The organism is uncultured Kordia sp., from assembly GCF_947496985.1.
Classification (GTDB): domain Bacteria; phylum Bacteroidota; class Bacteroidia; order Flavobacteriales; family Flavobacteriaceae; genus Kordia.
This window is the reverse complement of the sequence record NZ_CANMEZ010000003.1, coordinates 480,958-505,224: the sequence shown is the minus strand read 5'-3', so window position 1 is coordinate 505,224 and position 24,267 is coordinate 480,958. Positions and strand designations below refer to the sequence as shown.

At 32.5% G+C, this 24,267-nt stretch carries 24 protein-coding genes; 15 read left to right on the top strand and 9 right to left on the bottom strand.

Annotation, left to right across the window (positions count from 1 at the left end):
- Positions 1–11 precede the first annotated feature (11 nt).
- Together Q0828_RS10690 and Q0828_RS10685 are read left to right on the top strand one after the other, a co-directional pair.
- Complete coding sequence (locus Q0828_RS10690; protein WP_298420414.1) at positions 12–2,411, top strand: TonB-dependent receptor; 2,400 nt, start codon at positions 12–14, stop codon at positions 2,409–2,411.
- A gap of 11 nt (positions 2,412–2,422) precedes the next feature.
- The gene (locus Q0828_RS10685) at positions 2,423–2,983 is read left to right on the top strand and encodes a type 1 periplasmic binding fold superfamily protein (RefSeq protein ID WP_298420412.1); all 561 of its coding nucleotides are present in this window, start codon (positions 2,423–2,425) and stop codon (positions 2,981–2,983) included.
- Between the two features lie 62 nt (positions 2,984–3,045).
- On the opposite strand, the gene Q0828_RS10680 is transcribed toward Q0828_RS10685, so the two are convergent.
- A complete protein-coding gene (locus Q0828_RS10680; RefSeq protein ID WP_298420410.1) occupies positions 3,046–3,369 on the bottom strand; it encodes a hypothetical protein in 324 nt (107 codons plus the stop codon).
- A gap of 111 nt (positions 3,370–3,480) precedes the next feature.
- Entirely contained in the window at positions 3,481–4,959 is a 1,479-nt protein-coding gene (locus tag Q0828_RS10675) for a PLP-dependent aminotransferase family protein (protein ID WP_298420408.1), read from the bottom strand.
- A gap of 80 nt (positions 4,960–5,039) precedes the next feature.
- Between Q0828_RS10675 and Q0828_RS10670 the strand changes: the two genes are divergently transcribed.
- The 7 genes from Q0828_RS10670 to Q0828_RS10640 all read left to right on the top strand — a co-directional run bounded on the left by Q0828_RS10670 (position 5,040) and on the right by Q0828_RS10640 (position 9,336).
- Complete coding sequence (locus Q0828_RS10670) at positions 5,040–5,558, top strand: DinB family protein (RefSeq protein WP_298420406.1); 519 nt, start codon at positions 5,040–5,042, stop codon at positions 5,556–5,558.
- Between the two features lies 1 nt (position 5,559).
- Complete coding sequence (locus tag Q0828_RS10665; protein ID WP_298420404.1) at positions 5,560–5,850, top strand: DUF1272 domain-containing protein; 291 nt, start codon at positions 5,560–5,562, stop codon at positions 5,848–5,850.
- Between the two features lie 13 nt (positions 5,851–5,863).
- The gene (locus Q0828_RS10660) at positions 5,864–6,379 is read left to right on the top strand and encodes a GNAT family N-acetyltransferase (RefSeq protein ID WP_298420402.1); all 516 of its coding nucleotides are present in this window, start codon (positions 5,864–5,866) and stop codon (positions 6,377–6,379) included.
- 2 nt (positions 6,380–6,381) lie between these two features.
- Positions 6,382–7,047, top strand: a complete 666-nt coding sequence (locus Q0828_RS10655; protein ID WP_298420400.1) for a pyridoxamine 5'-phosphate oxidase family protein — start codon at positions 6,382–6,384, stop codon at positions 7,045–7,047.
- 668 nt (positions 7,048–7,715) lie between these two features.
- Positions 7,716–8,222, top strand: a complete 507-nt coding sequence (locus Q0828_RS10650) for a hypothetical protein (RefSeq protein WP_298420398.1) — start codon at positions 7,716–7,718, stop codon at positions 8,220–8,222.
- Between the two features lie 2 nt (positions 8,223–8,224).
- On the top strand, positions 8,225–9,127 hold the full coding sequence (locus Q0828_RS10645) for a sterol desaturase family protein (protein ID WP_298420396.1): 903 nt from the start codon (positions 8,225–8,227) through the stop codon (positions 9,125–9,127).
- Entirely contained in the window at positions 9,124–9,336 is a 213-nt protein-coding gene (locus tag Q0828_RS10640; protein WP_298420394.1) for a hypothetical protein, read from the top strand. The genes Q0828_RS10645 and Q0828_RS10640 overlap by 4 nt, the downstream gene beginning before the upstream one ends.
- Positions 9,337–9,341: 5 nt before the next feature.
- Here the strand turns inward: Q0828_RS10640 and Q0828_RS10635 are convergent, their stop codons facing one another.
- Both Q0828_RS10635 and folE read right to left on the bottom strand, forming a co-directional pair.
- On the bottom strand, positions 9,342–10,556 hold the full coding sequence (locus Q0828_RS10635) for a DUF885 domain-containing protein (protein ID WP_298420392.1): 1,215 nt from the start codon (positions 10,554–10,556) through the stop codon (positions 9,342–9,344).
- A gap of 115 nt (positions 10,557–10,671) precedes the next feature.
- On the bottom strand, positions 10,672–11,268 hold the full coding sequence (gene folE, locus Q0828_RS10630) for a GTP cyclohydrolase I FolE (RefSeq protein ID WP_298420389.1): 597 nt from the start codon (positions 11,266–11,268) through the stop codon (positions 10,672–10,674).
- A gap of 215 nt (positions 11,269–11,483) precedes the next feature.
- Here folE and Q0828_RS10625 point away from each other — a divergent pair, with 215 nt between their 5' ends.
- The 5 genes from Q0828_RS10625 to Q0828_RS10605 all read left to right on the top strand — a co-directional run bounded on the left by Q0828_RS10625 (position 11,484) and on the right by Q0828_RS10605 (position 19,146).
- Positions 11,484–13,964, top strand: a complete 2,481-nt coding sequence (locus Q0828_RS10625) for a DUF5916 domain-containing protein (protein ID WP_298420387.1) — start codon at positions 11,484–11,486, stop codon at positions 13,962–13,964.
- A 50-nt stretch (positions 13,965–14,014) separates the two neighbouring features.
- The gene (locus Q0828_RS10620; RefSeq protein ID WP_298420386.1) at positions 14,015–14,677 is read left to right on the top strand and encodes an ABC transporter ATP-binding protein; all 663 of its coding nucleotides are present in this window, start codon (positions 14,015–14,017) and stop codon (positions 14,675–14,677) included.
- Positions 14,678–14,783: 106 nt separating this feature from the next.
- Positions 14,784–15,350 (top strand): hypothetical protein, encoded by a 567-nt coding sequence (locus Q0828_RS10615; RefSeq protein ID WP_298420384.1) that lies wholly within the window; start codon positions 14,784–14,786, stop codon positions 15,348–15,350.
- Between the two features lie 477 nt (positions 15,351–15,827).
- Positions 15,828–17,294, top strand: a complete 1,467-nt coding sequence (locus tag Q0828_RS10610; RefSeq protein ID WP_298420383.1) for a phosphatase — start codon at positions 15,828–15,830, stop codon at positions 17,292–17,294.
- 4 nt (positions 17,295–17,298) lie between these two features.
- Complete coding sequence (locus tag Q0828_RS10605; protein ID WP_298420381.1) at positions 17,299–19,146, top strand: cytochrome c peroxidase; 1,848 nt, start codon at positions 17,299–17,301, stop codon at positions 19,144–19,146.
- Here the strand turns inward: Q0828_RS10605 and Q0828_RS10600 are convergent.
- Complete coding sequence (locus Q0828_RS10600; RefSeq protein ID WP_298420379.1) at positions 19,134–20,144, bottom strand: carboxypeptidase-like regulatory domain-containing protein; 1,011 nt, start codon at positions 20,142–20,144, stop codon at positions 19,134–19,136. The genes Q0828_RS10605 and Q0828_RS10600 overlap by 13 nt on opposite strands.
- A 63-nt stretch (positions 20,145–20,207) precedes the next feature.
- On the opposite strand from Q0828_RS10600, the gene Q0828_RS10595 reads away from it, so the two are divergent.
- Positions 20,208–20,969, top strand: coding sequence for a TIGR02757 family protein (locus Q0828_RS10595; RefSeq protein WP_298420377.1), 762 nt, complete (start codon positions 20,208–20,210; stop codon positions 20,967–20,969).
- Positions 20,970–20,988: 19 nt separating this feature from the next.
- On the opposite strand, the gene Q0828_RS10590 is transcribed toward Q0828_RS10595, so the two are convergent.
- The 4 genes from Q0828_RS10590 to Q0828_RS10575 form a co-directional block, all read right to left on the bottom strand.
- Positions 20,989–21,183 carry a hypothetical protein gene (locus Q0828_RS10590; protein WP_298420375.1) on the bottom strand — a complete coding sequence of 65 codons (195 nt, stop codon included), beginning with the start codon at positions 21,181–21,183 and terminating at the stop codon, positions 20,989–20,991.
- Between the two features lie 152 nt (positions 21,184–21,335).
- Complete coding sequence (locus Q0828_RS10585; protein ID WP_298420373.1) at positions 21,336–21,506, bottom strand: hypothetical protein; 171 nt, start codon at positions 21,504–21,506, stop codon at positions 21,336–21,338.
- A gap of 213 nt (positions 21,507–21,719) precedes the next feature.
- Positions 21,720–22,145 carry a hypothetical protein gene (locus tag Q0828_RS10580; RefSeq protein WP_298420371.1) on the bottom strand — a complete coding sequence of 142 codons (426 nt, stop codon included), beginning with the start codon at positions 22,143–22,145 and terminating at the stop codon, positions 21,720–21,722.
- Between the two features lie 455 nt (positions 22,146–22,600).
- Complete coding sequence (locus Q0828_RS10575) at positions 22,601–24,157, bottom strand: FAD-dependent protein (RefSeq protein ID WP_298420369.1); 1,557 nt, start codon at positions 24,155–24,157, stop codon at positions 22,601–22,603.
- Positions 24,158–24,267 lie beyond the last annotated feature (110 nt).

Below are 24,267 nucleotides of genomic sequence, written 5' to 3'. Positions count from 1 at the left end.
AGAATATTTACATGCGAACATATTTATTTATGTTATTGCTATGTAGTAGTATGGTTGCTCAAAATGAAACTTGTAACTATGCACTATCTGGTAAAATCATTGACTTGCATGATAATTCTGTACTTCCGGGTGCAACACTTATCATTGCAGGACTTGAAAAAGCAACGACATCAGATTTTGATGGAAAGTATACTTTTTCAAACCTTTGTGAAGGAACATATACAATTCAAATATCACATCCAAATTGTGAGGTAAAAGCTTATAAAGTAAAGGTGTCTGGTAATTTAGAAAGAAATTTCAAACTAGAACATCATTTAGAAGAGCTGAATGCTATTACGTTAAGTGCTGAAGTTTTTGGGAACAAAACCAAAACAATTTTTGAGCAGAAAATAACGGAAAAACAATTAGATCGTTTTAGTAATAGCTCCTTAGGAGATATTCTAAATACAATGAGTGGTGTTTCTTCTCTAAATACGGGAAATGCTGTTGTAAAACCTATTATAAATGGTGTACACAGTAGTCGTATTGTGGTGATGAACAATGGTGTTCGTATGGAAGATCAGGAATGGGGAGCCGAACACGCTCCAAGCATCGATGTCAATACCATTGGCAACATTACAGTTATTAAAGGCGCAGGAGCGTTGAAATACAGTGGTGATGCAGTTGGTGGAGTCATTGTAACAGAGGCTTCCAAAATTCCAGTAAAAGATACCATATACGGTAAAACACATGTTACAGCTGCTACCAATGGTCGCGGAGGAAACATTACTTCTACACTTACCAAAAGTTATAAAAATGGTTGGTACGGATCACTCCAAGGAAGCATGAAACGTTTTGGCGACTATGAATCGCCAGATTATATACTTAGTAACACAGGTGTATTTGAGCGTAGCATTTCTGCCAGAATCGGAGTCAATCGTTTCGACTACGGTGTAGAAGCATATTATTCTTTCTTTAAAAATGAAATCGGCATTTTGCGTGCATCTCATATTGGTGGTGCAAGTGATCAAGTTAGAGCCATTAATAGTGGCATACCTTTAATTATTAATGATTTCACGTACGAAATAGACGCTCCAAAACAAGATGTAACACATCATCTATTTAAAATACGTGCATTTAAAAATATTAAGAACTTAGGAAAACTTACACTTCAATATGATTTTCAACAAAACGAACGTCTAGAATTTGATATTCGTAGAGGTGACGATGCAAACAAAGCATCCCTAGATTTAGCATTAAACTCACAAACAATACGTTTGGATTTAGATACAAACAATACCGACCTTTTTAACTTAAAAACAGGGGTCATGGCACAATATCAAAAAAATGTGGCTGATCCTAGTACTGGTGTAAGAAGATTAATTCCTGATTATAAACGATTTAATTTTGGAATTTACGGTGTTGCTGATTTTTCAATAACGGACAACTTTTTGGTCGAAGTTGGTGGTCGATTTGATTATTTTAATATTGACGCCCAAAAGTTTTATAAAAGTTCTTTCTGGGAAGAACGTAACTACGATGAACTATTTCCTGAAATCGTAGTCGATGTATTTGGTAATCAAATATTAACCAACCCGAAATTGAACTATTCAAATGTATCCGCTACAATAGGAACTCGCTATACAATCAATGATGATTATACATTATTTGCTAATTATTCGTTGGCGTCTCGTGCTCCGAACCCATCTGAATTATTTAGCGAAGGATTGCATCATTCCGCATCTCGAATTGAATTAGGAGACTTGCGTTTTGATTCTGAAAATGCACACAAAATGTCGATTACATTACAGAAGAAAGGAAGTACTTTTGGTTTTTCAGTGAATCCTTATATCAATTTTATAAATGACTTTATGATTATTGAACCAACAGAAATTCGACAAACTATACGAGGAAATTTTCAAGTATGGGAATACCGACAAACCAATGCTCGTCTATTAGGACTTGATATTGATGCGTCGCTAACCTTTACAAAAAATTTGAGTTTCTTTCATCAATTTTCATTAGTCAAAGGATATGACAGAACACTAGATTTACCATTAATAGATATGCCACCCGTAAATACAACTAACGGATTGGTATATAAAAATGAGGAATTAAAAAACCTTCGAATTGAATTACAAAGTGAATATACATTTAGACAAAATGAATTCCCTGATAATAATTTTGAAGCTTTTATTCCTGAAACAAATACACTTGAGTTAGTAGATGTAAGTACGCCACCGGATGCGTATCATTTACTTCACTTGCATACAAATGCAGATTTTAATATTGGTAAAAAAACAATGTTAAATGTTGGTGTATCTATTTCGAATTTATTCGATACTAACTATCGAAATTACTTAAACCGTTTGCGTTATTATGCAGATGATTTGGGTAGAAACATTTCAATTAATTTAAAAATTTCGTATTAAAAAATTCAAACATGAAAAAATTTAAGATTTCAATTTTAGCAGTAATGGCAATGACAGCAACATTTATTACAGGATGTTCTAGTGATGATGATGCACCTGCTCCTGTAAATGAAGAAGAAGTAATTACTACACTAACAGCAACCTTAACTCCAGTTGGTGGTGGCGCAGCAATTACATTACAATCACGTGATTTAGATGGTGATGGACCAGATGCTCCGGTAATAACTGTATCTGGAAATTTAGCAGCTTCAACAACGTATAATGGAGCTATTGTTTTATTAAATGAAACAGAAACTCCTGCAGAAAACATTACTTTAGAAGTTGAAGAAGAAGATGATGAGCACCAATTCTTCTTTACTACAACAACTAGTTTAAATATTACAACTGCAAACTTAAACTTAGATGGAAACGGCAACCCATTAGGAACTACATTTGATGTAACTACTGGAGCTGCAAGTACTGGTTCGTACACAATAACACTTCGTCATGAGCCAACAAAGCCAAATACTGGTTTAAGTGATGCTGGTGGAGAAACTGATATTTCTGTTACTTTCCCTGTAACTATTCAGTAATTGCATATAAACCGTATATTACACATAAAAAATTCCTTAGAAGTTTCTAAGGGATTTTTTAGTTATTGCATATCAGTAATATCAATTACATTGTCGTTTTCATCATCTTTTTTTGGATTAAAAACATAGGTATATAACCACATCAATGTAAATGTTGGAATAGCATCTGTAAGTGGCAACACTTCTTCTATGAATGTAATTACAGCTCCTACTTTTCCTGAAGTTCCTTTATACATACGAGTCATTAACCAAGCAGAAAGTGGCGCCCAAGCGATATCTGATATTTCGGCCAATCCTGGGACGAAATAAGAAACATATCCTATTAAATCAAAAATGATTCCTAGTACTAGTTTTAAAATTTTGTTGTCTTTGTTGTGTTTTGTCATGTAGTTTTTAATTATTCTAATATAACTAAAGCAATAAAAATGCCAAAATAGATACTACTTCAGAATTTAAAATGCCATCTATTTACATTTATATAATTAAAAATGATTCTACTAGTTTACAACTTCAAAAATCGTTTTCTTTAATCTATATATCAATTCGTGAATTTCCTCTTCATTATAAGATGCAAAACCTATTCGTATACAATTATGTCCCACATTAGCAATATCATAACGCTCCCAGGTTCCTATTTCTAATTTATGTGTTATTGCAACTTCTGAAATGGCTTTCCATGAATAGGTTGAATTCAATTTTACCCAAACTGCCATTCCTCCTTTCGGAATTTCAAACTCAAAAAAATCACCTAATTCCTCTTGTAAAAGTCTACAAAATAAATCGCGACGTTGTTTGTAAATTTTCATCACTTTACGAATATGTCTATCCAAATCACCTGATTTTATAAAATCAGCGAATGTCAACTCTAATAAGGCATCTCCTTGCCTATCTACGAAACCTCTTAGTTTAGCCGCTTCGTCTACAAATTCCTTTGGAGCAATTAAATATCCAATTCTAAATACTGGTGCAACAGTTTTGCAAACTGAACCAATGTATATTACGTTTCCGTTTGTATCATGACTTGCCAAAGGCAGAATTGGAGCGTGATTGTAATTAAAATCATAATCGTAATCATCTTCAATAATTGCAAAGTTGTACTGTCGTGAAAGGTTTAAAAGGTGAATTCTCCTTTTGGCAGAAAGTGTTACTGTCGTCGGATGATGATGGTGTGATGTCACATATACAGCTTTAATTTGCTCTTGTTTACAAAGTTTTTCAATCTCGTCTGTTACAATTCCGTTTTCATCAACAGACACACGTTTTAATTGTGTTTGTTGATTCAAAAAGGTAGAATCAGCTGATCCGTAATTAGTACTTCCAACAACAATGACATCCTCTTTTTTCAATAATAATTGTGATGATAACCAAATTCCCATTTGACTACCGCGTGTAATTAATATGTTATCTTTTGTAATGCGTAAACCTCTTGTTCCGCTTAAATAATTGGCTAAAACTTCTCGCAACGTATTATTTCCAAAAGTAGTTACGTATGATAAATGCTTATATATGTGTTTTTTAGCCGAAATTCTTCTGTACGTTCTTGCTATATCATCAATTGGCGTTAATCTTCCATCTGAAACTCCATCATCTAAATACATGAATTTTTCTAACTTCTCTTTTGGTTTTTTCGGTAAAATAGGGTTTTTATAAAACGAAAAACCTGCTGTTTTTTTAAAATCAAAAACTGTTGTATCATGCAATTTTTGTTGATCTAATTCAGGTAAATTACGATGCACAAAAGTTCCTTTTTTTGGAATACTTTCTACCCAACCTTGCAGCAATAACTCTTCATAACAAGCCACAATTGTTTTTCGATGTACTTGCAATTGTTCGGCTAGAGTTCTACTACCAGGAAGTTTAGTATTTGGTATTAATTTTTGATGCTTGATAAATTGAATAATTTGATTAGACAATTGTAAATATAATGGTTGGTTACATTTTCTATCAAACTTAATACTGGTCTTGTATGGAAACATCTGGACTACTAATTATATTTATTCTGGACGACTTTAACAGTCCATAAATATAGTATTTTTGAACTACAAAAGCAGAAAGAATGATAAAATCAGATCTAAATATTTCAGAATTTGGCACATATTATGCACGATATATTAATACATTAACTAATGAAACTGTGCTAAGAAAAGGCTTTGAACTTGGAAAGGAAGACATAATCAATTTCTTTACATCAATTCCTAATGAGAGATTAACCTATCAGTATCAGCCTGAAAAATGGAGCATCAAAGAAGTATTACAACATATGATAGATACAGAGCGTATTTTTATGTATCGTTGTTTTAGAATTGCTAGACGAGATACTACTCCGCTAGCTGGATATGATCAAAATATATATGCTGGTCCATCTTTAGCAAATGACAAATCAATTGAAGATTTATTGAATGAATTTACCGTAAATCGTACCAATTCAATTTCAATTCTTAATAGTTTGACTGATGAAGATTTGTCTTTTATAGGAAATTCAAATGGAGATGCTTTGTCTGCTAGAGCTGCAGCTTTTATAATTCTAGGTCACGATGTTTGGCATATAGAAATTATCAAGGATAAATACCTATAATATGTTAGAAATAAGACCTAATTGTGAGCATTGCGACAAAGAATTGCCTAATACTTCTACAGAAGCCATGATTTGCTCTTTTGAATGTACATATTGTGAAAATTGTGCGCTCGAAATCTTTGAAAATGTATGCCCAAGTTGTTCTGGAAATTTTGTAGCACGTCCGATTCGACCAAATAAAATGATTGAGAAGTATCCGGCTTCAGCCAAACAAATCTTTAAACCAAAAGATTTAGAAAAAGTGAAACTCAATTCAAAAAAGTTTAAAAAAATTCCTCCAGAAGAAAGATAAAATAGTATTATAAATGATTGAAATTAAAACCGCTACTGAAGCAAACACAGAAGTTCTAGCCCTATTAGGTAGAATTACATATATTGAATCTCACGGTCATTTTATTGCTGATAAAAATGACTTAACAGCCTATGTAAACAATGCTTTTTCTATTTCTAAAACTAGACAAGAAATACTAAACGTTAAAAACTTTTTTTACATAATTTATGTAAATCAGTTTCCTATAGGTTATGCGAAGCTAGTGTTGAATGCGCCAAATGAAAATGTTGTTTCAAAAAACAATTGCCGATTAGAAAAAATCTACGTTCTCGATGAGTTTATACCTCTTAAAGTTGGGCAACAATTTTTAGCTTTTATTGTAGAAAAAGCCAAAGAATTACAATTAGACACCATGTGGCTTTCCGTGTATATTAAAAACAATAGAGCTATCCGATTTTACGAAAGAAATGATTTTAAAAACGTCGGTGAGTTAAATTTTCTAGTAAATGGAACTTCCTATGAGAATATAGTATTCTCAAAAAAGATATAAATATGCAAGAATATTCAAAGTCAAAATTAAACAGAATTAAACGTGGACAAATAAGAGCTACGTATGATGTTTCTGCAATCAATACCATTTTAGATGCTGGTTTCATTGGTTATGTAAGTTATATATATGAAGACAACGCCATTACGTTACCTATGGCGTATGGACGGAAAGGTGACAAAATTTATTTACACGGTTCGCAAGCCAATAGAATGTTACTTGCTTTATTAGAAGCCAAAAAAATGAGCATGACAGTAATACATTTAGACGCACTTGTTTTAGCACGTTCGGGTTTGCATCATTCTGTGAATTATCGTTCAGCAACCTTGTTTGGTGCTGTCAAAAAAATTGAAGATCCAAAAGAAAAGGACGCAGCGTTATTTTGTTTTATGGAACATATGATGAAAGGTCGTTGGGACGAAATTAGACCAATGCATAAAGAAGAGTTAGACAGAACATTGGTTGTTGAAATGACAATTGAAACCGCTTCCGCTAAAGTTAGAGATGTTGGCGTTGGTGACGAGCCAGAAGATTACAATTTAGATGTTTGGGCTGGTTTAGTACCTTTAAAACAAGTTGCAGAATATCCAATTCCTGACAAAGGTTTGCCACAACAAATGGAAATTCCAGCACATGTTTTAGCCTATTATGAAGAAAATAAAAATTCATAAAAGAGAAACATTATTAGAGTATATAGACAAATGCTGTTTTTTTAAATCAAGACTTATTATAAAGAATTCAACCGGACTTTGAAGTCAAACAAATTGAACAAGGAACTAAGATCTTAACACAAAGATATAAAGTAAACTATTTGTATTTTATAGATAAAGGAATTTTACATAGTTACTATTATCATGATGGCAAAAAAGTTTCTTCTTAGTTTTATAAAGAACAACAATACATAACATCTTGGCATAGTTTTTACTAACAAAAAGCTGGCTTTAAGCAAATTGAATGTTTGAAAGATTCTGTACCATATGAGATCCGTTATATAAAGTATCAAAAATTAATTGCCGATTTTCCTTCATTTGGAAATTTTGCCCGGTTACTCACAGAAGAAATGCTGACTTTTCTGGATGAATTTTAAAAAAGTTGATCTTTTCTTCTTCCCAATGAAAAATATGAAACTCTACTCACCTACTTCCCTGATATTGAATTATACATAAAACTTGGCTATATTGCTTCTTTCTTAGGAATTTCTCAAGAAACGTTGAGCAGATTGAGAACACAAAATTAAACTACCATAGCTAAAAAAATATCAACCATCAAAATACCTTTTTGATCTATGTCAAAAAAAGAGTGAAAATGACAATGGATATTTGTACGAAATACAAAACTTATGAAAAATTCAACTTTATTATTCAGAAGCTTGTTGGTTATTGTCTTCATTGCAGGCGGCGCACACTTAGTAACTTATGCTTCTCAAAACAGTCCACAAAACTTTAATTCTTATGATGATACAACTTCAGTTAACAGTGCTGAAAAAACTTCACAATACACTATAAACAATGAAACAGATTATATTGTTGGAAAGTGGATTGTAAAGTACAATGAAAAGGAATTTAAAGGTTCCATACTATATGAAATACAAAAAGAAGGTAACAAATTTAACGCATATACTGTTTCATATTTGGACAAAGTAGGACATAGTGAAAAAGCTAAAAAAACAAAAACACTTAGTATAACTTCATTTGATGGATACAAAGGAAAAGGCATTTATGAAATTGAATATGAAGGAGAAATATATGATGTTGATTGTACAATTGATATGGTTGATGAAAATACTTTTCAATTGAGTTACAATTATTATGAGTATAATGGTTTTGAAACTTGGAAAAAACAATAATCATGATTGAATTTTTATCAAAGAAAATCGATTGGATTGATATTGAATACTGGTTTTACATATTCAATGACTTAAGTCTGCTCTATATTATTGTTCCATTTTTTGTAGTGGAATTAATTCGATATGCCTTTTTAAAACGGCTCAACAAAGATTTGGTATTAGATAGTATTGCTAATGTCATAACATTTGGAGCTTTCTTAATCATAGAAATTACGTTAGGAATATTAGCAATAACTAAAGTCTATTTTTGGATACATCATCATTTTAGTTTACCACATTTAGAATTAAACTTAACAACAATTATTGCTTGTATCATTTTGGCAGATTTTGCCTATTACTGGGAACATCGCATGATGCATCGTATTGGGATCGGTTGGGCTACGCATACTGTTCATCACAGTTCTCCGCATTTTAATATGTCAGTTGCATATCGTTTTGGACCTTTTGATGCTATTTTACCTATTGCATTTTCCTTGCCGCTAGTTATGCTAGGATTTGATCCTATTTTGGTTTTACTTTCAGAAGTGTTTGTGCAAGTATTTCAAACCTTATTGCATACAGAAATCATTGGAAAATTAACAAAACCTGTTGAATATATCTTCAATACACCATCACATCATAGAGTACATCATGGATCAAATCGTCAATATTGGGATAAAAACTATGCTGGGATTTTTATCATTTGGGATCGTTTATTAGGTACATTTGAACCCGAAGTAGAAAAAGTTGTCTATGGAATTTCAGAGCCATTAAATAGTGTAAATCCAGTAAAAGTATTTTTTCATGGAATTGCGCGCTTCTTTCGAAAATTAAAACAAATCAACGGCATAAAAAATAAGTTACTAGCATTTATAAAACCTCCTGATTGGATGCCAAAAAACGACACTATTTATGAATCCAAATGACTTTTTATCAGCGTGTTTTTGGATGGAAATACTATACTGTTGACACATATTATATTGCTTATATAGAAACGATAGAAGTTGCTGGTTTATATGAAACTCCTGACCAATTTAATTCTCAAAACGGAGGCAAACAAATTGTAACTGATGGAAATCGTATATTACTTTCAGATCCTTCCAATAAGGCATTTTTCTATATAAAAAAGATATAAATAATCTAATTCCCAAAAATTACAGCGTCCATCACAGAATATGGCAACGCACCGTTTTGCAGAATTTTTGTATGAAAAGCCAACCAAGGAAATTCTTTTCCTCTTGGGAGTGTTGCTGTGAGTTGCGCTTTCCATTGTAATATTTGGTTGACACCATACTTATATGTAATTACTTGTGCTGGCCAACGTGTCATACGGCCAATTTCACGTTTCGCAATATCATCTTGTCCCTGAATGTGTTGTTGCCAAAATTCTAATGCCTTTTCATCACTCCAGTCATAATAATTTAATCCAACATCCATTGCCACACGAACCGAACGAATAATGTCCCATTCCCACTTTCCTAACTCGTCATATTTTGTAGTATACGTACCAAATTCATGAATGAGTTCTTCCACATATGCTGCCCAACCTTCACGGTAACCACTATATGAAAACAATTCTTTGATCTTTGATTTCTCTAACTGATCTTCATATTTAATTTGATAATGATGTCCTGGAATGGCTTCATGCATAAAAATCCAAGCAACCTGTCTTCGATTAAAAGGAGTATCAAAATAATTGTAATAAAATGTACTTCTCACTTCAGCATAATAGGCAGGAACTTGTCCGTATGCCTTATTTTTCCCTTGTTCTATATATACATCTGGTAATTGATCTACTTTTGGAAAATGCCCGACTAAGTTTGGTGAAATCTCCTCTTTAAAAATTTCAAAGCTTTTTTGAATGGTAGCTACATCATTAAAAAAGAATACTGGTCTATTGATATAATTTTGATATTCCAAACTATCCAAACCTGATGCTTTTTCAATAGCATTCATTGCTTTTTTCACTCGTTCTATTTCTGATAATCCAAATTGAAACAACTCGTCAGGTGTCACTTCTGCATCTACCCACTTTTTTAAGAAATATGCATACCATTCTTTTCCCATGGGAACTTGCTGTAAGCCTTCTGTAGAAATTTTTTTTGGTTTAATGCTTAGCCACTTTTTCTCAAGAACAATACGTTCTAGGTGTAAATCAATTTCATACGAAACCAATGCATAATCCAATTGTTGAGATTTCGTTAACTTCTCAAAATCAATTGATTTCAAAGCTATTTTATACCTTAAAAACATCTTTTCTTGCTTCGCAATATTTCGATTGCTTTGTATGAGTTCTAAATTATCTACATAATAAATTTGTAAATCTGCAATATGCAATCGTTTAAAGTCTTTCACGAAAGCAGTTTCAAACTCATTCCAGTCCTGTAGTGACTTTTGCGCAAACAGTGAACTATTACACAGGAATAAAAACAAAAATATGAATTGGATTTTTTTCAAAGAAACATACTATTTAAGATAAACTCGAACTGATCAATTTTAAAAATTCCGTTCTCGTTTCTATTTTTTCAAAAGCACCTCTAAAGCCCGAAGTTGTGGTTACAGAATTTTGTTTTTGTACGCCACGCATCATCATACACATATGAGAAGCTTCAATCACAACGGCAACACCTTTGGGCTTCAACGTGTTATTGATACACTCTAAAATGTCATGTGTTAAACGTTCTTGCACTTGTAATCGTCTCGAAAAAACATCTACAATACGAGGCAATTTACTCAATCCAACAATATGACCGTTCGGAATATAGGCAATATGGGCTTTTCCAAAAAATGGTAAAATATGATGTTCACATAACGAATACAATTCAATATCTTTTACAATCACCATATCATCATAATCTTCGGCAAACATGGCTCCTTTCAAAATTGCAGCTGGATCCATTTCATAACCTTGTGTCAAAAACTGCATAGCTTTTGCGGCACGTTCAGGTGTTTTTAATAGACCTTCACGCGTGGTATCTTCACCAAGTTCTTCTATAATAGTCTTATAACGATCTTTTACTTCTTTCGTAACTTCAATATTATATTCTTCTAATTTTTTATAGGGCATGATTCTCAAATTTCATTTTCAAAGTTGTTAAAGATACTCAAAAAAACTTCATGTAAACTGTGTTGAAATACTGTATTTGTTAAAAATTTTAAGCAACATTTAACTTTTTTTTAGGATAAAAAAGTGAAGTATCCACCTAGTTTTGCGTTGTCTTGTTGTAACAATTTCAAATTCCCTTACTCTTTAAGACATCATCAATCAAAAAACTGTAAACAATGAGCCGCCTTTTAGTATTCGTACTACTCTTATCTTTTTCCCTCAATTCTGTTGCTCAAGATAGTATTCCAAAAAAAACTTATAATATTAAACGAACTTCTAATCCTCCAAAAATTGATGGCGTTTTAGATGATGAAGTATGGAAAGATGCTGATATAGCAACCGATTTTATCCAATTTAGACCAGATATTGGACATACATTACCCGATTTTCAGAAAACCGTTGTAAAAATGACATACGATGATGAAGCAATATACGTTGCTGCATATATGTATGATAAACCTGAAAATATTATGCGTCAATTTACAACGCGTGATAATTTTGGAATTAATGATTTTTTGGGAATTGTAATTAATCCAAACAATGACGGACAGAATGACACTGAGTTTTTTGTATTTCCAAATGGAAATCAAGCAGATGCCATTGCAAATCCGAGTGTTGGAGAAGATTTTAGTTGGAATGCTGTTTGGAAAAATGCTGCAACAATGGTTGACGATGGCTGGATTGTGGAAGTAAAAATACCTTATCGTACACTTCGTTTTACCAATCAGAAAGTGCCAACTTGGGGAATTCAATTTCACCGACAATTTAGAAAAACTAGAAAACAATATACATGGAATGCCTTTGACCCAACAAAAGGATATATTGGATTATACGCTGGAGAGTTGAAAGGATTACGTGATATTCATCCGCCAACACGTTTAATTTTTTATCCCTTTACCTCAGCTGTAGTTCGTTCAAGCGATGGGCAAACGACCGACGAATATAATTTTGGAATGGATGTAAAGTATGGAATTACTGAAAACTTTACATTGGATGCTACGTTGGTTCCTGATTTCAGTCAAGCTGGATTTGACAACCTTCAATTGAATTTAGGGCCTTTTGAACAAACTTTCTCTGAACAACGACAATTCTTCACAGAAGGTGTCGATTTGTTTAATAAAGGACGATTATTCTTTTCACGTCGTATAGGAAATGCTCCGTCTAGAAGTGCTGACACAGCCGACAATGAAGAAGTTGTTGATTCTCCCGATGAAGTAAAATTAATAAATGCGGTAAAAGTTTCAGGAAGAACTAAAAACGGTTTGGGTATTGGTTTCTTTAATGCAATTACCGAAAAAACAAAAGCTACTATCCGAAACAACGATACTGGCGAATTCCGTGAAGAAGTTATAGAACCGTTGACTAACTATAACATTATGGTTGTAGATCAGCAATTTAATAAAAACTCTTCAATTAGTTTAATAAATACAAATGTTACCAGAGATGGAAGCGGTTTTAGAGATGCTAATGTAACGGCACTTGTAGCTGATATTGTAAATAAAAAGAATACTGTAAATGTTGATGCTCAATTAAAAATGAGCAATCGAAACTTAGAAACTGGAACTGAAACTGGTTTCAATTCATTCTTTGCCATTCGTAAGATTAGCGGAAAATTCAGATATAGTTTTGATCATAGTTTTTCTAATACAAAATATGACATCAATGATTTAGGATTGAATTTTCGAAACAACTTCAACAACTTTGGACTGGATGCTTCGTATCAAATATTTGAACCTACAAAAAAGCTAAATAACTTTAGAATTAATACATGGGTAAACTATCGCCGTTTGTACAGTCCTGATGTATATACAGGTGCTAATTTTGGTGTAAATCTATTTGGAGTTTTGAAAAAAAGCTTGATGGGATTTGGTGGAAATGCAAGCTTTGCACCAGGAAAACAGTTTGATTATTTTGAACCACGTGATTTTGATAACAAACGTTTCTTTCTTACTGAAAACAGATTGAATTTAAGAGGTTTCATTTCTACAGATTATAACAAAACATTCGCTCTTGATGTAAATCTAGGTTTTTCTACGTTATTTGAAAAAGATCAGGGATTTACTAGTTATAGAATAAATATAGAGCCAAGAGTTCGTGTAAATGATAAATGTATATTAGTATACAGATCATCTTTAAACATTGAAAATAATCGTAGAGGATATGCAAATGACTCCAATGATTTGGAAAACGAAATCATCTTTGGACAACGTGATCAAATCATCTTAGTTAATAGTATTTCTGCTAATTATAGTTTCAATTCGTTACATGGCTTAAACTTAACCTTCAGAAATTACTGGTCTACAGTTGATTATGACGACAACCCTTATTTTTTAAGAGACAACGGACGTTTGGTACAATCGCAAAGTAGCTTTGAAGATTTAAATTTAGGAAATTCTAACATTAACTTCAGTACTTGGAATTTAGATTTAAATTATACATGGCAATTTGCTCCTGGTAGTTTTTTAACTGCATTATATAGGAATCAAATTTTTAATCAGACAGAAGCTTCTTCGGATACATATTTTAGTAGTTTAAATAAACTCTTTGATGAGCCAATTGATCATACATTATCACTTCGTTTGGTATACTTTATCGATTATAATAATGTAAAAAACATCTTCAAAAGTAAAAAAAGAAGAGGGAAAGTTAATTCATAATTGTGCATGACAGCTTTATGTAGTAAATTGGAACTTTTATAGGAGAATCCATGATTACAGCGAAAAATATACGCAAACGTTACGGCGATTTAGAAGTACTTAAAGGAATTGATTTAAATATCAAAAAAGGAGAAATTGTTTCCATTGTTGGCGCTTCGGGAGCGGGAAAAACTACTCTGCTTCAAATATTAGGAACCTTAGATAAAATGACTCCTAACAAAGAAAGCTCACTCATTATCAATGATGAGCGAATAGGAAGACTTTCAGAAAAAGGATTGGCTAAGTTTAGAAACAATCATATCGGATTTATTTTTCAGTTTCATCAATTGCTTCCGGAGTTTACAGCACTTGAAAATGTATGCATTCCTGCTTTTATTAAAAATACAAATAAGGCTGATGCTGAAAAAAGAGCAAAAGAGTTACTCGATTTCTTAGGATTGTCGCATCGTTATGATCATAAACCCAATGAACTTTCTGGAGGAGAACAACAACGTGTAGCTGTTGCCAGAGCTTTAATGAACAAGCCTTCTATCATTTTTGCTGATGAGCCAAGTGGAAACTTAGATTCTGAATCGGCAGAAAACTTACACAATTTATTTTTTAAACTTCGCGATAAGTTTGGACAAACATTTATCATTGTTACGCATAACAAAGAATTAGCAGAAATGGCCGATCGTAAAATTGTAATGCGAGATGGGAATATTGTTTCTTAGAATTGTTTTAATAAAAACACTTTAAAATTTAGCATTTTACATTTATAATTCAAAAAAACGCAACCTTTTTTGTGTTCCTGCATCTATTGGGAAACCATAGAAAAATATGAAACAAAAAATTATTAAGCTTGTTGTTTTTGTAGTCTTTGTACAACTCTTTTTTTATGCCTGTTGTAGTGACGATTACAATGTATTTATAACCTCAATAGCACTCTCTGCTAAAGATGATTTAGACGAAGATAGTACCAATGTAGCAAATGAAAATTTCAATTTAGAATATAATGTTGATTACTATGTAGAAATGGCTTCACTCCTATCTAAAAAGTCAGGAGTTATAAACACAGCTTATGCTTCCATTTCTTGTGATGAACATTTTACAAACGTAAAACTTGTGAGTACGATCACGCTTACTGCAAATGTTCCTTTATTTGGGATTCCTGCTGGAGAATCATTAAATGACCATGTAATTGTTGAACACCAATTCAATCAAGGTGAACTATTTGACATGCATAGGTTGTGGATAAATACAAATCATAGTCATACATATCTTGAAAGATTTTTAAGATTTGATACAGAGATTCCATCAACAACTACTGTACAATTTACAATGACAGCTGTTTTTGAAAATAATCAAGTCATTTCTAGTACTACAAATGAAATCACTTTTGAATAAATAATCCTGAACAACTCAATCATTAATATTGACAAAAAACATTCATTATTTTCATAATAATGACTTTCATACTTTGAAACAAGAGTAATTTTATTTGTTTAAAAACTCAATGAATATTTCGTCCGAATACATCGTCTGGAAAAAATTATACAAACTAAAACACTACTTGTATTTGCAGAAGTATGTATAGGTCTTTTTCCATACCTATTTGACAAACTTTTTTATTTCTTAGATCGTTACCAGTAAGTAAAAGGTATAAATTTTTGGTATAATCACGCAATGGGAGTTTAAACGCATCATTTCTATAAAATAACCGATTTTGCTATCAAAAAAGACACTTAACTACAATTTCATACAAACTTAAACTAGAAACGTTAACTTAATATACAGGTAAACGTAAAACAATATTGTGCTAAAAATTCACTAACACTTCATCAATAGATTTGTGCAACTAAAAATTCGCAAACTAATAAATCGATGAAAACTATTTCAAAAATTTTAGCCTTAACAGGATTAATTACATTCATATCATGTGATAGTGATGATAATAATACTGTAGACATTCCAGGCACAAATAATTCAGTAATTGAATTAAAAAATCATTCAATGACACCTGCTTTTGTAACAAAGCAATCTGAATTTAACAACATAGAAGTATACAGCATTTTAAGCTCTGAAGATGCATTATCAGATTCTCCAAACTTTGTATACGGAAGTATGGCAGATGGTTGTGGTTTATTAAGAAATCAAGACGGAACATTTACATTAATAAATAACATTGAAGCCGATTATGCTATTGCACGTATCACTCTCGATGCAACTTTTAAACCTGTAAAAGGAGAATACATCTTAAATTCAGACGCAACTGGAAACACTGCTCAATGTTCTGGAAGTTTAGCTACGCCTGAAGAACACGGATATGGGCCTGTGTACTTTAGTGGTGGAGAATGGGGATCAATGCCTACGAATAACGTATTTATGGTAGATCCGTATAAAGCTGCTTCTGACGCTAGTGTTGCAGAAATATTACCTGCAATGGGACAATGGACAATTGAAAACGCTGTTCCTTTAAATAAAAATGCTTTTGAAGGAAAAACAGTAATCATGATTGGTGACGATAGTCGTGGAGATGCTGGTGGACAGTTAGCTATGTATGTTTCTAATACATTAGGCGATTTACACAACGGAAGTCTTTACGGAATGAAGGTTGGTGACGGAACTATCACAGACAACGATTTAGTCGTAGGAACTGAGTACAATGTGGAATTTATGCAACTTGAACAAACTACGTACAATGAGTTAAATGCAGAAAGTATAGCCAAAAACGTAATGGCATTCAATCGTGTAGAAGATATTGATTACAGAAAAGGTTCTGCTGCTGCCAATAGAGAAATCTATTTCAATGCTACAGGACATAGTTCTAACTCGGATACACGTACAAAATACGGACGGACGTATAAGTTAGTATTAGACGAAAACAATCCGTTAGTAGGAAAGTTAACGTTGGTATTAAATGGAGATGACTTGGCTGGAAAAGCAAAAACATTTCACAGTCCAGATAATATTTTAGTAACTGAAAACTACGCGTACATTCAAGAAGATCCAAACGGATATGTAGATGATATGGTAAAACAACACGACGCATATTTATATCAGTATAACTTAAATAGTGGTGAATTAAAAGTAGTTTTAGAATCAGCACACAGAACTGTACAAGCAGTTGATAACGGATATGCAAGTTTTGATGATAGATGGGGAAAATGGGAACTTACAGGAATGATTGATATTTCAGACATTATTGGTGAACCAGATACTTTCTTATTGATTCAACAAGCGCATTCTTGGAAAAGCGACGCCTTCTTAAATCCTGATGGTGCAGGAACTGACGCTAACAGTAGTGATGAAGGAAGTATTTTATTAGTTGTTAAAGGATTAGCACGATAAAACCATGCAAAGAAAAATTAATCTACCTAAAGAGGCTTATTTAATAAGCCTCTTTGTTATATGCATGAGTTTCTTAAATTCATGTAAAAAGACTGCCGAAACAATTCCTGTTCCTGCACAAAATACTGCTACAATTACAACTGCTATTAAAACACAATATGCAGCAGATATTACAATGTGTTTAGAAGAAGTTTTTGCTTTGTGCGAAGCTACAAACAAGGACAGCATTTTGTACCATTTCAAACAATCACGATTGGCATTTAAACGCTTGGAACCTATTTTATCTTTTTATAATAGTGCGAATTATTATGGATTGAACAAAGCAAATTTGCCTAAAGTTGATGAAGGCGACAATGCAGAAAAAGTAGTAGAAGCTTCTGGTTTTCAAGCTTTGGAAGAAGCCATTGCTGAAACAGATATTGACATTGAAGCAATTCATGCATACGCAAATGATATTTACAATAAATTAAAACTTGAACAGAAGCACAATTCTATTCTAAAACATACAGATTATAAGTTTTTATGGTTAACACGTCAGGCGCTAGTTCGTGTTATGTCGTTAGGAATATCTGGCTTTGATTCGCCTGTACTATTACAATCTATTCCTGAAAACAAAGAAGTTTTTACAAGTTTAGCTACCTATTTTAAATTTTATGAAGATTATTTTAATGACAAGGAATTATACAAAAGTTGGATGAATGCTTTTAAAAAAGCTGAAGAATCCTTTACTAATGCAGAAAGTTTTGATGCGTTCAATAGATATGATTTCATTAAAAATAACTTGCATCCAATGGTTGCTTTGTGGAATCAAACAGCAACGGATTGGAATGTAAAATTTCCATTAGATCGAAAACTCAACTACGGAATTGAATCATTTTTTGATGCTGAAACGTTTAATCCAAATACATTTAAACCTAGATACAGTCCAAATGTGTCTCCTGAAATTGCGCAATTGGGAAAAGATTTATTTTTTGACGCTTCACTTTCAGCGTCTGGCAAAATGAATTGTGCAAGTTGTCATCAGCCAGAAAAAGCTTTTACAGACGGTTTGCGCTTCTCTAAAGATAATACTGGAAACTCTGTACAACGTAATTCTCCTACGCTTCTATATGCTAGTTTACAACAATCGCAATTTTATGATGCGCGTGTAGAAAATTTAGAAAATCAAATCTTAGATGTCATTAATAATAAGAAAGAATTTCATGCCAATACAGCTATTATTATTGAAAAATTAGAAAAGTCCACTATCTATAAAAAACGATTTGAAAATTTATACAAACAAGGAATTGAGCATAAATCTGTACGAAACGCCATAGCTACGTATATTAGAACTTTAACACCTTTCAACTCAAAATTTGACAGAAATATTTCTGGAAAAGAAGATACATTTACGGAAGAAGAAACGCTTGGTTTTAATCTATTTATGGGAAAAGGAAAATGTGCTACTTGTCACTTTGCACCAGTTTTTAATGGTACAGTTCCACCCTACTTTACCGAAAGTGAATTGGAAGTGTTAGGCGTTCCTAATTCAAAAGCTTGGGAAAATGCTACAGTAGATGAAGATGTTGGACGTTATGCTATTGCGCAGGCCGAATTGAAACGATTTGCCTTTAAAACACCAACGGTTCGGAATGCTTCTAAAACTGCTCCGTATATGCACAATGGTGTATATGACACCTTGGAAGAAGTTTTAAAGTTTTACAATCTAGGCGGTGGCGCAGGTATTGGAATTGATTTAGAAAATCAGACACTTCCACCAGATCCACTTAACCTAACAGATGAAGAAATTAGTGCACTTATCTCTTTCATCAATACTTTAGAAGACGAACTTAACGAAAGTTATAAGTTATAATCTAGCGGCAATGTATTTGCAATTCTTTTTTTACCAAAAAACCCTCCGAAAGATAACTTTTTCGGAGGTGAAAAGTTTCCAAATTTATTGATGTAAAATACTTTATTCTCATACGGAATTGTCAAAGATGATTTATGAAACCTATCATATACAATGATCAATTTATTTGTTTTCATATCAATTTTGGCATTTTCACCTTCTAACGTAACATCAAAATATTTATATGGTGGTACAATAAAACCTTTGTGAAAAATTTGAAAACCGTTTTCTTCCAATTGTTTTTTTGCCAACGAGCGCATAAAATGTAATATAGATTCTTCGTATTCTTTTTCTCTTGCTTTTAAGTTCCGTTTTCGTGTTTTTTTACGTAATTCAGAATAAAAACTTGTACCTTCTACATATACACTTCTAGTTGTGGTAAATCCGTTACGTGATACATTTAATTGCGCTTCAAACTCTTCCATATTATAGGAAATTGTATATCCTAAATATTTATTTTTTACAAGAATTGGTTTGGAAGCGTATGCAGTAAGTTTTTTTGTAGTCGGATTAAACACGACTTCAATATCATCTTCGTTTAATATTCTACATTCAGAAGCACCAACAGTCTTTCCTATAAACTCGCGTCTAAATATTGCCATTTTTCTTTTCCGTGGCCACGGATCATTTTCAATAAATACGACACCTAAGCTTTCTGGTTTTGATTTTAGATATATTTTAACGCCGCTCGTTAGCTTTCGTACATCAAATATTTGTGTATTATACCCTAAATAACTGACTACCAATGCAGATTCTGTAGATGCTTTGTAACTGATCACAAATTTTCCTTGCATATCAGTAGCTGTTCCATTAGTAGTTCCGTCAAAATATACGGAAACACCATATAAAGGTTCTTTTGTTTTTTCATCAAGTACAACTCCAGAAAGAGTTTGTGCCAAAGAAATAGATGAAAAAAGTAGTGCAATCAATAAAATAAATCTTGAGTAATTTGTAAACATATAGGTGAGATTATATCTGTAATGAAAATAATAATTATTTTTGTGATTAGACTCCAATTTAATATGAATTTAACTGAATTAAAAGTCTTTCTTGATGAAAAGGTCGTTGAATACAATCAACCAAAATTTGTAGAAAGCGATCCGATTCAAATCCCGTATCAATTTGATCAAAAAGAAGATATTGAAATTGCTGCTTTTTTAACAGCAACAATAGCTTGGGGAAACAGAAAAATGATCAATAATAACGCAAAAAAGATGATGAATTTGCTCGGAAATTCACCATATGACTTTGTGATGAATCATACTGAAGAAGATTTAGAATCGTTACAATCTTTTGTGCATCGAACGTTTAACGGAACTGATTTTGTGTTTTTCATCAAAGCATTGAAAAATATATATGAACATCATGGTGGATTGGAAGCTGTTTTTTCAAATTCTAAAGAAAATCGATTACAAAATGTAATTTCAGAGTTTAAAGAAGTTTTTTTTAGTATTCCGCATCCCGATCGTACGCGCAAACACGTTTCTGATCCAAAAAAAGGAAGTGCTGCCAAACGTATTAATATGTTTCTGCGTTGGATGGTTCGTAATGACAACACAGGTGTTGATTTTGGCATTTGGAAAACAATTTCTCCTTCACAGTTATCTTGTCCGTTAGATGTACATTCTGGAAATGTTGCTAGAAAACTTGGTTTATTAAAACGAAAACAAAACGATAACAAAGCTTTGTTAGAACTAGATATCGCTTTGCGTAAATTGGATTCTACGGATCCTGTAAAGTACGATTTCGCACTCTTTGGTTTAGGTGTTTTTGAAAAATTTTAAGAACCTCAACAAAATATAATTAAGAGCTTGTACTAGATGAATTATTAGCTTCTTCATGATTATTAGATGTTGTTGGTGATGCTGTACCTCCTGGGATTGGATTCTTTTTATCCAAATCTTTAGATGTTTCATCATTAGGATCTGTTACACCTCCTAATAAGCTGTTCATTACTTTTTTTGTTAAACCTGATTTTTTAAACGGTTGTTTTTTCATGATATTAATTTTAAAGTTTATAGGCATGAAGTAACAAACAAAAAACAGCAAAAAAAATAATACTATGTGATCCTTTATAAAAGATCATCATTAAATTATACACAACAAAAAAACGAACCGAAGTCCGTTTTTCTTAAAAATTTCATTTGAATTTACTGCATACAGCATCTTGTTTGCTTTGTCGGAACTTGTCCACAAGCATAACAATGCGAAGCGCAATTTGTATTGTCTGCACTATAACCTCCACCTGTAATTTCCGATTGTGTAAAACTTGAAACTAACTTTTTGTTCAATGCTAAACTCTTTAAATTTTGTTTTTTCATAATAGTAAGTTTTAATAATTAATTTGAAACGAAACTAGCATGAAAAAGTAGCACTTACAACAAAAGCAATCTAGTTTTAGACAATCCTAGATTCAAAAACAAACACATAAAACACTAACATACAAATAATTGCATTTAAAAATAATTACTTAACATGAAAAAGCCTCATCAATTGATGAGGCTTCTATTTTAGTATGATTTCAATCTTTTTTGTTATCTAACACGCTTAAAAACGATAGCATCTTCAGAGAAATCAGTAGGCCTACCAGATCCACCTCCAAAGGTCATTGCCATTTGCATTTTATTTCTCGAACGCATCTTTATGATACCTTTCAAGCGTCCTAATTCTTCTTTTGAATCACTATCAATGATAATAAAATCAATACCAGTCGGAGACATTCCGTTATTCACTGTATATTTCATAGATGCATTTACACCTTGTATATTATATGATCTTCCTCCAACAACTTGACCATTGATTTCAAACGAAGCATATCCATCTTCTGTTAAGGTCAAAAAACCTATTTCACCTTTATCTTCTCCTTCCCATTTTCCTACATGTTCTCCATTTGGGGCAGTAAAAGAAAATAAAAGCATTAATGTTATCAGGGCAAAAGAGAGTTTTTTCAAAATCTTCATAATCGGATATTTAAGTATTATTTAGCACCAACAAGATAAATTAATATTTCAACAACGGCAATAGTATTTTTGTATGATTATTCTTAAAAAATTTAGACCAATCAAAAATTGTGAGTTTTCAACAATAAATGAATTGTCTTACAGATTCATAAGATATCTTTACTTCTGGGAAAATATAAAAAACGTAGCTTTTATAATGAAATTTTCAAGCAATTGCTCCTACAATTTGACAAGTACTAAAGTTTAGAAAATTCTCAGTATCATTTAGTACTTTCAATAAGATACTTGATGTATCCGAACTTGTTCCAGAATTACTACTTGTAAACCTTAGCGATTGTAAATAAATTATAATCAAAATACAGTATTAACAAGATAGACAGTACAATACTAAATTTCTTTCACTTACGAAGTAGTTGCTAACTAAATTTTTAAATTGTGATTTATTGTTTTTAATGCTACAAACCAACAATTGCTGCTTCCGCACAACGTTCACCATCCATAGCCGCAGAGACAATTCCGCCAGCATAACCACCGCCTTCTCCACAAGGAAACAAGCCAGCAACTTCTGGATGTTCTAAGTTTTCTTTTCGTGGAATGTTTACAGGTGAAGATGTTCGTGATTCTACTCCTATGATATTCGCCTGATCTGTATAATACCCATTCATTTTTTGTCCAAATGCCGCAAATCCTTTGCGCAAACGTCCACCAATACTTTTGGGTAAAAGTGAATGTAAAGGAGCCGATTGTAAACCAGGTTGATATGATGTCGGATTTAAATCAGTTGATAATTTTCCTTCCACAAAATCCGTTAAACGTTGTGCTGGCGCTACCTGACTCCTTCCGCCAGCCGTAAATGCCAATCGTTCTAAGTCTTTTTGAAATTCCAATCCTTTGAGGACTCCGTATTGTTCGTATTTGTATAAATCTTTATCCGCGTTAATTTCAACTACAATTCCAGAGTTTGCAAATTTGTTATTTCTACGTGATGGTGACATTCCGTTCACAACCACTTCTCCGTTTGCTGTTGCAGCTGGAACGATAAATCCGCCTGGACACATGCAAAACGAATATACACCTCTATCACGCACTTGATGTACTAAACTATATGCGGCAGCTGGCAATAATTCGTTGCGTTCGCCTGTACAATGATATTGAATGTTGTCTATAATTTCTTGTGGATGTTCTACACGCACGCCCATTGCAAATGATTTGAATTTTAAAGCCACTTCTTTTTTATGAAGCAACTCGTAAATATCTCTTGCCGAATGTCCTGTTGCTAAGATGACACGATTTGCAATCATTTCACGACCATCTTTTAATTGTATCGCTTGTATTTTGTTTTCTTTGATGATGAATTCGGTAACACGTGCTTCAAAATGAACTTCTCCGCCATGCTTTAGAATGGTTTCTCGTATATTTTTAACAACATTGGGAAGTTTATTTGTTCCAATATGTGGATGCGCATCTACTAATATTTGATCGGTTGCACCGTGATACACTAAATTTTCAAAAATTCTACGTACATCACCTCGTTTTAAGCTTCGAGTATAGAGTTTTCCATCAGAATAGGTTCCTGCGCCACCTTCACCAAAGCAATAGTTAGAATCTTCATTCACAAAATGTTCTTGGTTGATTGCACGCAAATCACGACGACGTTCTTTTACATTTTTTCCACGCTCGAGTACAATCGGTTTAAAACCTAATTCTATACAACGCAACGCAGCATACATTCCGGCTGGACCGAAACCAACGATATGAATTTCTTTTGCATTCGATACATCTTTATAATCAAATTGATATTCACTCGCTTCAGGCAATGCTTCATTGATATAGACTGCTACTTTATAATTAAAGATTATCAAGGGTTTTCGAGCATCAATCGACTTTCGTAATACTTTAATTCCATTTACCTCATCTTTACTCACACGTAGCTTTTTGACTGCTTTTTGCAATACAATATCTTCTTGTATTTCTTCTTCTAAAGTAACGCGTAATTGAATTTCTTTGATCATGCTGCGAAGTTATTGTTTTTTTTGAGAATGGTTATGTTTTGTTTTTTAGTTAAATAACACCTGTCTCACTATTAATTACGGAAAGTCTCATTGTGTATATGTAATCTTTG

Bases quoted from the DNA above. Each gene is read 5' to 3' on its own strand.
- Q0828_RS10685 (WP_298420412.1), top strand. From the start codon at position 2,423: ATGAAAAAATTTAAGATTTCAATTTTAGCAGTAATGGCAATGACAGCA.
- Q0828_RS10655 (WP_298420400.1), top strand. From the start codon at position 6,382: ATGCAAGAATATTCAAAGTCAAAATTAAACAGAATTAAACGTGGACAA.
- Q0828_RS10610 (WP_298420383.1), top strand. From the start codon at position 15,828: ATGAAAACTATTTCAAAAATTTTAGCCTTAACAGGATTAATTACATTC.
- Q0828_RS10645 (WP_298420396.1), top strand. From the start codon at position 8,225: ATGATTGAATTTTTATCAAAGAAAATCGATTGGATTGATATTGAATAC.
- Q0828_RS10670 (WP_298420406.1), top strand. From the start codon at position 5,040: ATGATAAAATCAGATCTAAATATTTCAGAATTTGGCACATATTATGCA.
- Q0828_RS10585 (WP_298420373.1), bottom strand. From the start codon at position 21,506: ATGAAAAAACAAAATTTAAAGAGTTTAGCATTGAACAAAAAGTTAGTT.
- Q0828_RS10605 (WP_298420381.1), top strand. From the start codon at position 17,299: ATGCAAAGAAAAATTAATCTACCTAAAGAGGCTTATTTAATAAGCCTC.
- Q0828_RS10680 (WP_298420410.1), bottom strand. From the start codon at position 3,369: ATGACAAAACACAACAAAGACAACAAAATTTTAAAACTAGTACTAGGA.
- Q0828_RS10625 (WP_298420387.1), top strand. From the start codon at position 11,484: ATGAGCCGCCTTTTAGTATTCGTACTACTCTTATCTTTTTCCCTCAAT.
- Q0828_RS10580 (WP_298420371.1), bottom strand. From the start codon at position 22,145: ATGAAGATTTTGAAAAAACTCTCTTTTGCCCTGATAACATTAATGCTT.
- Q0828_RS10675 (WP_298420408.1), bottom strand. From the start codon at position 4,959: ATGTTTCCATACAAGACCAGTATTAAGTTTGATAGAAAATGTAACCAA.
- Q0828_RS10690 (WP_298420414.1), top strand. From the start codon at position 12: ATGCGAACATATTTATTTATGTTATTGCTATGTAGTAGTATGGTTGCT.
- Q0828_RS10575 (WP_298420369.1), bottom strand. From the start codon at position 24,157: ATGATCAAAGAAATTCAATTACGCGTTACTTTAGAAGAAGAAATACAA.
- Q0828_RS10615 (WP_298420384.1), top strand. From the start codon at position 14,784: ATGAAACAAAAAATTATTAAGCTTGTTGTTTTTGTAGTCTTTGTACAA.
- Q0828_RS10665 (WP_298420404.1), top strand. From the start codon at position 5,560: ATGTTAGAAATAAGACCTAATTGTGAGCATTGCGACAAAGAATTGCCT.
- Q0828_RS10595 (WP_298420377.1), top strand. From the start codon at position 20,208: ATGAATTTAACTGAATTAAAAGTCTTTCTTGATGAAAAGGTCGTTGAA.
- Q0828_RS10620 (WP_298420386.1), top strand. From the start codon at position 14,015: ATGATTACAGCGAAAAATATACGCAAACGTTACGGCGATTTAGAAGTA.
- folE (WP_298420389.1), bottom strand. From the start codon at position 11,268: ATGCCCTATAAAAAATTAGAAGAATATAATATTGAAGTTACGAAAGAA.
- Q0828_RS10640 (WP_298420394.1), top strand. From the start codon at position 9,124: ATGACTTTTTATCAGCGTGTTTTTGGATGGAAATACTATACTGTTGAC.
- Q0828_RS10590 (WP_298420375.1), bottom strand. From the start codon at position 21,183: ATGAAAAAACAACCGTTTAAAAAATCAGGTTTAACAAAAAAAGTAATG.
- Q0828_RS10650 (WP_298420398.1), top strand. From the start codon at position 7,716: ATGAAAAATTCAACTTTATTATTCAGAAGCTTGTTGGTTATTGTCTTC.
- Q0828_RS10660 (WP_298420402.1), top strand. From the start codon at position 5,864: ATGATTGAAATTAAAACCGCTACTGAAGCAAACACAGAAGTTCTAGCC.
- Q0828_RS10600 (WP_298420379.1), bottom strand. From the start codon at position 20,144: ATGTTTACAAATTACTCAAGATTTATTTTATTGATTGCACTACTTTTT.